Origin of the sequence: Methylobacterium sp. WSM2598, assembly GCF_000379105.1 — a bacterium.
Lineage (GTDB): Bacteria > Pseudomonadota > Alphaproteobacteria > Rhizobiales > Beijerinckiaceae > Methylobacterium.
Genome location: NZ_KB900609.1, coordinates 1281569 through 1291346 on the forward strand (window position 1 = coordinate 1281569; position 9778 = coordinate 1291346).

Below are 9778 nucleotides of genomic sequence, written 5' to 3' on the forward strand. Positions count from 1 at the left end.
TCGATCGCCGATCCCGCGCGGCGGCCGCGCCCGACGGCCGTGCCGAACCGATCGCCGGAGACTCTCCCATCGCCGGAGGCCCTCTCACGGGCCGGCGCCGCGGGCCGCGTCGAGCGCCGCGACGACCTCGCCGGTGATCGCCGCCGCGGCCTCCCGCCAGGGCGCCGCCTCGCGCCGCTTGGCCTCGGCGTCGGGCCGGAAGGCGCGGCCCGGCGCCTTCGCGTCCCGCGCCGCCGCCGCCCGCATCGCCGCCAGGACGGCGGCGTCCGGCCACAGCCCGAAATGCGGCGCGACCCGGCCGAGGATCGCCTCCGGCAGGTCGTCGTAGCGCAGGATCAGCCCGCGCCCGGGCGCCCGGGCGAGGCCGTCGAGCGCCGCGCGCCCGAGCGCCGCCATCACCCGCAGCTGGTAGAGGTCCGGCGCCAGCGCGAACAGGTCGGCCTCGGCGAGCCCCAGCAGGGAGGCCGGGATCCGGCCCGGCATCGTGTCGGCCCCGGCCTGCCGCCGCTGCGAGGCCAGGATCTCCAGCGGCTCGCGGTAGAGGAAGAGCCAGGGCACGTCCGGGAAGACGCGCTGGATCCGCGCCAGGTCGAGCACGTCCGCGGCCATGAACTTCACCACGGCCCGCGCCTCGTCGGGGAAGCGCCGCGCCGCGAGGGCGCCGACCAGGCCGCCGAGCCATGCATCGACGCGGGCCGGGGCGAGGCCCCCGCCATGCCCGGCCTCCAGCACGCCCCGCAGCGGCCCCGGCTCCGACAGCACCAGGGTGGACGGGTCCGCCGCGAGCACCTGGGCGCACAGGGTCGAGCCGCAGCGGGCCATGTGGAAGATGAAGCCCGCGGGCGGCAGGCCGGGCGGGCGGGCCGCCAGGGCGTCGGCGCGGCTGCGCTGCTGGAAGGCCGCGTTGAAGGGCGCCCCGATCTCGCGCGAGATCGTCTCGAAGAAGAACGGCTCGGTCGGGCGGCGCGCCCCGAGATGGCACCAATCGACGGTCAGGGTCCCGTCCGCCCAGCCGGTGCGGAAGGGCGTCCAGCCCGCGAAGGCGTCCGGGTCGTCGTTCTCGATCGGCCCGACCTCGCCCGGCAGGGCGAGGGGCGCCGATTGCATCAGCCAGCCGTGGCGATTGGCCCGCATCGCCGCCTCCACGTCGGCGGGCGTCACCGCCTCGGCGGCCGGCGCCGCGGCCGCGCAGGCGGCCGCCACGAAGGCGTCGCGGTCGAGGATCGGCCGCAGGGAGGCCGCCAGCGCCGCATCCGCGGCGACGCGGCGCGCGAGGGCCGCGAATCCGTCCCGGCTCATCCGCCCGCCTCCCGCGCGGCGCGGAACAGCGCCGCGACCCACGCGTCCACCTGCGCGTCGATGACGAGGTGGATCCGCGCCGCGGCGCCGTCGTTGCGCACGCTGTGCGGGTCCGACAGGCGCAGGTACCAGCAGGAGCCCGGCTCCATCACCACCCGCGCGCCGTTGAGCCGAAAGTCCACGCCCGGATTGGTGACGAGGGGCACGTGCAGCCGCACCGCCCCGTCCTCGAAGGCGAGGTCGCGGTCGCGGTGCTCGCGGATCACCGAGCCGGGCCCGAGCCGCATCAGCCGGACGCTGGCGAGCGGGCAGGGCAGGGCGGCCAGCGCCGCCCGGATCGCCGGGCAGGCGGCGAGGGCGGGCGCGTCGGCGAAGTCGCCCGCCGGCGGGTCGGCCGCGATCATCATCACCGGATGGGTCGCGCCGGCCGGGGCGCGCAGCGGGATCACGTCCCACTCGCCCGCGTAGTTGCGGGTGATGAAGTGGCGCAGCCACGGCGTGCCGCCGAGCGCCGCGCACTCGGCCGCCATGGCGGCGGCGTCGAAGCGCAGGGGCAGGCGCAGCCGGTCGGGGACGGGGGTCACGGGGCGGGGCTCCAGGCGAGGTCGAGGGTGAGGTCGGTCTGCGCGACGGGCCGGAAGCCGAGGCGCGCGTAGAGGCGGCGCGCGCCCGCATTGCCCTGCGCCACCGTGAGGTGGACCGGCAGGCCGAGCCGGGCCGCCTCGGCCATCACCTCGCCGAGGAGGCGGGTGCCGAGGCCGCGCCCCTGCCAGGGGGGCAGCAGCGCCACGTCCACGACGGTCAGCGCCGCCCCGCGGGCGGTGACGAGCCGCCCGACCGGGACGCCGCCCGCCTCGACGATCTCGTGGCACGCCTGCGGGTAGAGCGCCCGGTAGGTCGCCGCCTGCCCGGCGAAGCCCTGGTCGAGCAGCAGGGCGCGCAGGGGCGCGGGCAGCCCTTCCAGGGGCGTGCCCTGCGCCGCCGCGAACAGCGCCCGCAGGAAGGGCGCGTCCTCGGGCCGCTCGGGACGGCGGACGGGGACGTCCGCCGGGCCCGCCTCGTGCGCCGCCGCCACGCCGTCAGTTCCGGGCCGGGAAGAGGCCCTGGAGGGCGATGAGATAGTTCAGGACCAGCGTCGGCTGCCGGTTCTCGTGGGGCTGAGAGCCGCCGGTGCTCTGGATCGTCCCGGGGTTCAGCACCACCGACTGGGCCGGCGCCGGGTTGTGGGTCTTCAGGGGCCTGTTGTTGGCATCGCTCGTGTTCGCCAGGAAGGCCCCGGCCGCGGCGACCTGCGTCCCCTGGGCGTCGCTGACGGTCACCAGGTGGCTGTGCGCCGGGATCTGTGCCTGCGTCAGGGTCACGGCCTCGTCGCCGAGTTTGTCGCCGAGCACGTAATTCGAGAGGCCGGGCGCTTGGCCGGCGCTGACCGGGACGCGCCCGCGCAGATCGGGCAGCGCGAAGGTCACCCTGCCGTCGCCGCCGTAGGTGGTGCCGATAATCGCGAACAGCGCCTGATATTGCGCGATCGGCAGGAGCTGACCATGGCAGAACGCCCACCCCCGGGCCGCATAATTCCCTGCGAAGAGCATGATCTGACCAACGAAAGGCTCGGTCATGACTGAAAATTCCTGAAGATCGACGGCGAATTCGGAGATGAGACCGAAGATCGTGCGCCGCAGCAGAATCGGTTTCGGCGCACCGCGTGCTCGTATCCGGTCACCGGAGACGAGTCCATGGATTTTGCGAGGGCGCGACGCAGTGAAAAAATCTCACGAGAATCGATTGCGGCTCGTCCATTCTCGGGCGCGCGAGATACTCTTGCCGAGCATGTTCAGATATTCACGAGATGTCGTCGGGCCGGCGGGAATCTGTGATCTCGGCGACATGTCGCTGCAGGTTGCACGCCGCTGCGGCCAGCGGGCCTCGTTCCGCGGTCGGGTTCGCCCTCGGCCACGTGACCGCCGCCTGCGCGGCGCCGGGCGCGTCGACCGGACGCGCCTCGAACCCGACGTCGGTCCTGCCGAAAGCCGCCGGGCGCGGGGGTCGGGGCCGCGCCAAGGCGCGCCACCCCAGCGGGAACGGCGCGTGCTTCCCGGGCCCGGCGGCCACGGCCCTCCGCCGGGCCCCGTCAATTCCGGGCCGGGTAGATGCCTTCGACAGCGATGATGAAGTTGAGCGCGAGGTAGGGCTGAATGTTGGGATGGGCCTGCGAGCCGCCGGCATTCTGGACCGTGTCGTCCGCCAGGGACACCGGTTTCGCCGCCGTGCCGGAGGTGTGATTGAGAACCGGCGTGGGCCTTCCTCCGATCGTCACCGTCGCCTGTGCCAGGTGAGCCTTGTCGGGCGAGCTGACGTTGCCGTCGGTCGCGTCCCCAGTGATCTTGTGCGAATGCGCGGGGATCTGCTGGACGCCGAGCGTCACAGTCTCGGTCCCCGCATGCTGGCCGAGCACGTAACTCGACAGGCCGGCCCCTTGGCCGGGATGCAGCGGCACGCGACCGCGCAGATCAGGCAAGGCGAAGGTCGTCTTTCCATCGCCGCCGTAGGTGTTGCCGAGAATCGCGAACAGCGCTGGGTGCTGCGCAATCTGCATGATCTGGCCATTGCAGAACGCCCAATTTCTGGGAGCAAAATTCCCGGCAAACAGCGTGATTTGACCAACATATGGCGCCGTCATACCCACCTCCTTTTAAAGATACACGGAAATTAAGAGAAACCACGGGACACCATGCACAGCAACAGGACCGCTCCTGTGCACCGCGTCCTCCTAGCTGATTATATCATTCAAGTCCACATGCAGTTTATAAAACTGTCACCTCTCTCATGATCGCGCTGAAATCGCCATCATGGTAGCCGACGAAGCCAAAGTTACTATATACCAGCATATGTATAAACTCACACTATGTATTCGTATTAAAGGAATTATGCCTTTTCGGCAACACGTCTCACTGATCTGGCGAACATCCGCTCCCATCCCGCTCACAGGACTTGACCACCAATCTCTCCGAACGGAAGAGATCAAGGTCATTCGGCGGGGCCGGCTGGCGAAATCGCGTCCTCCGCGTGACGGTCCCCTTCGCCACCTTTGCTGTCGGCAACGCCGCACAAGCGGCGGCGGAACATTTGGGGATCGGGTTCGATGGCCTACGGAACGATCACGGTAACGGCAAATTTCGTACAGCCCCTAACAAATGCAGTTTCGAATTCAGGCATCGTACTTCTTTATGACACGACCGGCACATCGACCCTGTCTGCATCTAATTTTATTGGATCTTCAGGATATTACTTTACACCCTCAGGCATCACCACAGGAACTTCCGCATATTTCTCGCTGACAACCACGGCGACCGTCGGAAGCGGCCGCAGCTTCACCGCCATCATCGAAAATCCAACCTACTTTAATTCACCAGCACCGACGAGCCTCACCAGTTCAGCAGTCTACAATTCGAATGGCCAGGATACCGGCGCGTCCGCAACACTTAGTGCTGGCGGCGTCGACAAGGCAAACGGTTTGGGTGGAGCGAACTATGACGTGAATTACGCGAAGCTCGTCTTCTCGAATGTCACCGTCACGGCCGGAGGGGGCGCACCCGGGCCGACAGGTGCCAGCGGCGCAACGGGCGCAACGGGCGCCACTGGCGCAACGGGGAGCGGAGCCACAGGCGCGACAGGGGCCACCGGCGCCACGGGCACGGGCGCGACCGGGCCGACCGGGGCCGCGGGCTCCACCGGCGCGACGGGCACGGCCGGTGCGACGGGCGCCACGGGAGCGGGCGCCACAGGCGCGACCGGTGCGACGGGAGACACGGGCCCCACGGGCGCGGGGGCGACCGGAGCCACAGGCGCGACGGGCGCGGGGGCGACCGGCGCCACGGGATCGGATGGCGCGACGGGCGCCGCGGGCGCGACCGGTGCGACGGGATCCGCCGGTGCGACGGGGGCGACGGGCACGGCGGGGACCACGGGCGCGACCGGCGCCGCGGGCGCGGATGGCGCCGGGGGCGCGACCGGCAGCACCGGCGCCGCGGGCGCGACGGGTGCCACCGGCGCGGACGGCGCGAGGGGCGCCACGGGCAGGGACGGCGCCGCGGGGGCGACCGGCGGCACAGGGGCCGCAGGCGCAACCGGCGGCATGGGAGCGGCCGGCAGCACCGGCGCCGCGGGCGCAACGGGTGCCACCGGCGCAGATGGCGCGAGGGGCGCCACGGGCAGGGACGGCGCTGCCGGGGCGACCGGCGGCACGGGGGCTGCGGGTGCGACCGGCGCCACGGGCGCGGACGGCGCGAGGGGTGCCACGGGCAGGGACGGCGCCACCGGGGCGACCCGCAGCATGGGGGCTGCGGGTGCGACCGGCGCGACCGGAATCGGCGCGACGGGGTCGGCTGGCAGCACCGGCGCCGCGGGCGCAGATGGCGCGAGGGGCGCCACGGGCAGGGACGGCGCTGCCGGGGCGACCGGCAGCACGGGGGCCGCAGGCGCAACCGGCGCCACGGGCGCGGACGGCGCGAGGGGTGCCACGGGCAGGGACGGCGCCACCGGGGCGACCGGCAGCACCGGGGCTGCGGGTGCGACCGGCGCGACCGGAATCGGTGCGACGGGGTCGGCCGGCAGCACCGGCGCCGCGGGCGCGACGGGTGCCACCGGCGCGGACGGCGCGAGGGGTGCCACGGGCAGGGACGGCGCTGCCGGGGCGACCGGCAGCACGGGCGCCGCGGGCGCGACCGATCCCGCTGGGGCCACGGGCGCCGGCGGCACGACCGGCGCGACGGGGGCGGCCGGGGCGACGGGCACCGCCGGAGCCACCGGCGCGACCGGGAGCACCGGACCGGCCGGCGCCACAGGGGCCACCGGACCGGCCGGGGCCACCGGCGCCACCGGCCCCGAATGCTTCACCCGCGGCACCCGCCTGCTCACGCCCACGGGCGCGCGCCGCGTCGAGGATCTCGCGGTCGGCGACCGCCTCCTCACCGCCGCCGGCGAGGCCCGGCCGGTGGTCTGGATCGGGCGCCGCCGCCTGCGCCCCGACGCCCATCCCCGCCCCGACCGCGTCCGCCCGGTGCGGATCCGGGCCGGGGCCCTGGCGCCGGGCCTGCCGGAGCGCGACCTCCTGCTCTCGCCCGGCCACGGGGTGCTGTTCGCCGGCCACCTGATCCCGGCCGGCCTGCTGGTCGACGGGCGCGGCGTGGCGGTGGAGGCCGTGGCCGAGGTGGAGTACCTGCACGTGGAACTCGACCTGCACGACGTGGTCCTGGCCGAGGGCGTGCCCTGCGAGAGCTACCTCGATGCCGGGCAGCGGGCGGATTTCGAGGAGGCGGGCGGGGTGACGCGCCTGCACCCGGTCTTCCTGCCGCTGACCTACGAGGCGGCCTGCGCGCCGCTGGCGGTGGCCGGCCCGGTGCTGGCGGCGGCGCGGGCGCAGATCGCGGCCCGGGCGGAGGCCCAAGCCGAGGCCGCAGCCCAAGCCGAGGCCGCGGCGCGGGAGGGCGAGGCCGCGCCGCGCCGGCGGCCGGCCGGGTGAGGTCCCGGCGAGGGCTGAGCCCTCGCCCCCCTCACTCCGCCGCGAGCGCCGCCGGGCCGGCGTTGCCGGCGAGCACCTGCAGGGCGGCCTCGACGCCGCCCGGGCGGTGCGGGATGCCGCGGATCCGCAGGCCCAGTTCGACGCCGGCCAGCGTCCCGGTGACCATCAGGTCGTGGAAATCGCCCAGGTGGCCGATGCGGAAGACCCGGTCGGCCAGCGGCCCGAGGCCGTTGCCGAGCGACATGTTGCAGCGCTCCAGGATCTCGGCCCGCAGCGCATCCGCCGAGTGGCCCTCGGGCAGGCGCACCGCGGTCAGCGCCGAGGAATAGTCCTCCGGATTGCGGCACTGGATCTCGAAGCCCCAATGGGCCACGCAGGCCCGGGTCGCCGCCGCGGCGCGGTCGTGGCGGGCGAAGACCGCCGGCAGGCCCTCGGCCCGCAGCATCTCCAGGGCCACCGCCAGCCCCTGCAGCAGGTTCGTGGAAGGCGTGTAGGGGAAGGTGCCGGTGGCGTTCGCGGCCAGCATCTCCTCCCAGTTCCAGTAGGACTTCGGCAGCCGCGCCGACCGCGACGCGGCCAGCGCCTTGTCCGAGACCGCGTTGAAGGACAGGCCGGGCGGCAGCATCAGCCCCTTCTGCGAGCCCGCGATGGTGACGTCGACGCCCCACGCGTCGTGCCGGTAATCGATCGAGCCGAGCGACGAGATCGCGTCGACGAGGAGCAGGGCCGGGTGGCGCGCCTGGTCGAGCGCCCGGCGCACCGCCGCCACGTTCGAGGTCACCCCCGTCGAGGTCTCGTTGTGGACGATGCAGACCGCCTTGATGGCGTGGCCCGCATCCTCGGCGAGGCGCGCCTCGATGGCGGCCGCGTCGACGCCCGAGCGCCAATCCCCCTTCAGGAATTCCGCCTCGATCCCGAGGCGCTTGGCGAGGCGGCTCCAGAGGGTCGCGAACCAGCCGGTCTCGAACATCAGCACCCGGTCCCCGGGCGACAGCGTGTTGGCGAGCGCCGCCTCCCAGGCGCCGGTGCCGGAGGCCGGGTAGATCACCACCGGGTTGGTCGTGCCGAAGACCGGCCGGATCTCCGCCAGCACCGTGCGGCCGAGCCGGGCGAAGTCCGGCCCGCGATGGTCGATGGTCGGCCTGGCGATCGCGGCGAGGACCGGCAGCGGCGTGTTGGTCGGTCCCGGAATCTGCAGGAAGTGGCGGCCCGGCGCGTGCGTCATGAGGGTCCTCCCGGCTGTCGGCCTGCGGTTTTGGCGTGATCTGAATTTTGTATTATGTATGCGGCAGAGGCAAGAGCCGGCGGCCGGCCCGCGGCGGCAGGGGAGGGGGCGATGCACGGGTCTCTGGGCAATCCGGGGGCGGCGGGTCGGGAGGCGGGGTCCTCGGCGCCCCTGGAGCGGCGCCTGCGCGAGGCCGTCTCGGGCGAGGTGCTGTTCGGCGCCTTCGACCGCGGGCGCTACGCCACCGACGCCTCGATCTACCAGATCATGCCGCGCGGCGTGGTGCTGCCGCGGACCCGCGCCGACATCGCCGCCGTGCTCGCGGTCGCGGCCGAGCACGAGGTCGCGGTCGTCATGCGGGGCGGGGGCACCTCGCAGAACGGGCAGCCGATCGGCGCGGGGCTCGTCGTCGATTGCTCGCGCCACCTCGACGGGGTGCTGGCCTACGATCCGGCCGCCGGCACCGTCACGGTCGAGCCCGGGACGGTGCTGGAGCGCCTCAACGCGCGGCTGAAGGCGGATGGCTGGTTCTTCCCCGTCGAGCCCTCGACGGCGAGCCGCTGCACCATCGGCGGCATGGTGGGCAACAATTCCTGCGGCGCCCGCTCGCTGCGCTACGGCAAGATGGTCGACAACGTGCTCGGCCTCGACGGCCTGCGCGCGGACGGCACCGCCTTCTCGCTCTCCGCCGAGGGCGCGCCCGGGGCGGAGGACCTCGCCGCGCGGATGCGGCGCCTCGCCGAGGCCGAGCGGGACGAGATCGAGGCCCGGTTCCCGAAGGTGCAGCGGCGGGTCGGCGGCTACAATCTCGACGCGCTGCTGGCCGAGCGCCCGAACCTCGCCCACCTCCTCGTCGGCTCGGAGGGCACGCTCGCGGCGACGACCGCCGTCACCCTGCGGCTCGCCCGCCTGCCCGCCCACCGGGTGATGGGGGTGTGCCACTTCCCGTCGTTCCGGGCCGCCATGGAGACGGTGCCGGCCCTGGTCGCCCTCGATCCGGTGGCGGTGGAGCTCGTCGACAACAACGTGCTGGTGCTCGGCGCCGACATCCCGCTCTTCCGCGCGACGCTCGCCGACATCACGCGGGGGCGGCCCGACTGCCTGCTCCTCGTCGAGTTCGCCGGCGAATCCGAGGCCGCGCTCGCGCGCGACCTCGCCCGCCTCGACGCCTGCATGGCCGATCACGGCTTCGCCGGGGCGGTCGTGCCGGTGGTGGAGCCCGCCCGCCAGCGCACCGTCTGGGGCATGCGCGAGGCCTGCCTCAACATCATGATGTCGATGCGCGGCGACGCGAAGCCCGTCTCCTTCATCGAGGATTGCGCGGTGCCCCTGGAGCACCTCGCCGACTACACCGACGCGGTGACGGCCCTCTTCGCCCGCCACGGCACGAGGGGCACGTGGTACGCCCACGCCTCGGTCGGCTGCCTGCACGTGCGGCCGATCCTCAACCTCAAGCAGGAGGCCGGGATCGCCGCGATGCGGGCCATCGCGGAGGAGACCGCCGACCTGGTGCGCCGCTTCAAGGGCTCGTATTCGGGCGAGCACGGCGACGGGATCTCGCGCTCCGAGTTCATCGCGCCCCTGTTCGGGCCGCGGCTGACCCGCGCCTTCGAGGCGGTCAAGGACGCCTTCGACCCGGAGAACCGCCTCAATCCCGGCAAGATCGTCCGGCCCCTGCGGATGGACGACCGCGGCCTGATGCGCTTCCCCGCGGGCTACCGGGTCGCGGCGCCGGC

At 73.6% G+C, this 9778-nt stretch carries 8 protein-coding genes (1 of these 8 only partly in view); 2 read left to right on the plus strand and 6 right to left on the minus strand.

Features of this window, described 5'->3' with window-relative positions; all coding sequences use genetic code 11:
• Window positions 1-84: 84 nt before the first annotated feature.
• From MET2598_RS0106135 to MET2598_RS0106155, 5 genes are all read right to left on the minus strand, one after another.
• A complete protein-coding gene (locus MET2598_RS0106135; protein WP_012333277.1) occupies window positions 85-1299 on the minus strand; it encodes a sulfotransferase family protein in 1215 nt (404 codons plus the stop codon).
• Window positions 1296-1883, minus strand: a complete 588-nt coding sequence (locus tag MET2598_RS0106140) for an aspartyl/asparaginyl beta-hydroxylase domain-containing protein (RefSeq protein WP_012333276.1) — start codon at window positions 1881-1883, stop codon at window positions 1296-1298. The genes MET2598_RS0106135 and MET2598_RS0106140 overlap by 4 nt, the downstream gene beginning before the upstream one ends.
• Window positions 1880-2374: a GNAT family N-acetyltransferase gene (locus tag MET2598_RS0106145; RefSeq protein ID WP_018260232.1), complete on the minus strand. Its 495-nt coding sequence runs from the start codon at window positions 2372-2374 to the stop codon at window positions 1880-1882. The genes MET2598_RS0106140 and MET2598_RS0106145 overlap by 4 nt, the downstream gene beginning before the upstream one ends.
• A gap of 4 nt (window positions 2375-2378) precedes the next feature.
• A complete protein-coding gene (locus MET2598_RS0106150; RefSeq protein WP_018260233.1) occupies window positions 2379-2915 on the minus strand; it encodes a phage tail protein in 537 nt (178 codons plus the stop codon).
• A gap of 512 nt (window positions 2916-3427) precedes the next feature.
• Complete coding sequence (locus MET2598_RS0106155) at window positions 3428-3976, minus strand: phage tail protein (RefSeq protein WP_026190547.1); 549 nt, start codon at window positions 3974-3976, stop codon at window positions 3428-3430.
• Window positions 3977-5629: 1653 nt separating this feature from the next.
• Between MET2598_RS0106155 and MET2598_RS42620 the strand changes: the two genes are divergently transcribed.
• Window positions 5630-6817, plus strand: coding sequence for a Hint domain-containing protein (locus tag MET2598_RS42620; protein ID WP_018260235.1), 1188 nt, complete (start codon window positions 5630-5632; stop codon window positions 6815-6817).
• Between the two features lie 31 nt (window positions 6818-6848).
• Here MET2598_RS42620 and MET2598_RS0106165 read toward each other — a convergent pair whose 3' ends face one another.
• A complete protein-coding gene (locus tag MET2598_RS0106165) occupies window positions 6849-8042 on the minus strand; it encodes a pyridoxal-phosphate-dependent aminotransferase family protein (RefSeq protein ID WP_018260236.1) in 1194 nt (397 codons plus the stop codon).
• 111 nt (window positions 8043-8153) lie between these two features.
• Here MET2598_RS0106165 and MET2598_RS0106170 point away from each other — a divergent pair, with 111 nt between their 5' ends.
• On the plus strand, window positions 8154-9778 hold the 5' portion of the coding sequence (locus MET2598_RS0106170; RefSeq protein WP_018260237.1) for an FAD-binding and (Fe-S)-binding domain-containing protein. It continues 1327 nt past the right edge of the window; 1625 of the gene's 2952 nt are visible here — the first part of the coding sequence; its start codon is at window positions 8154-8156; the stop codon falls past the right edge of the window.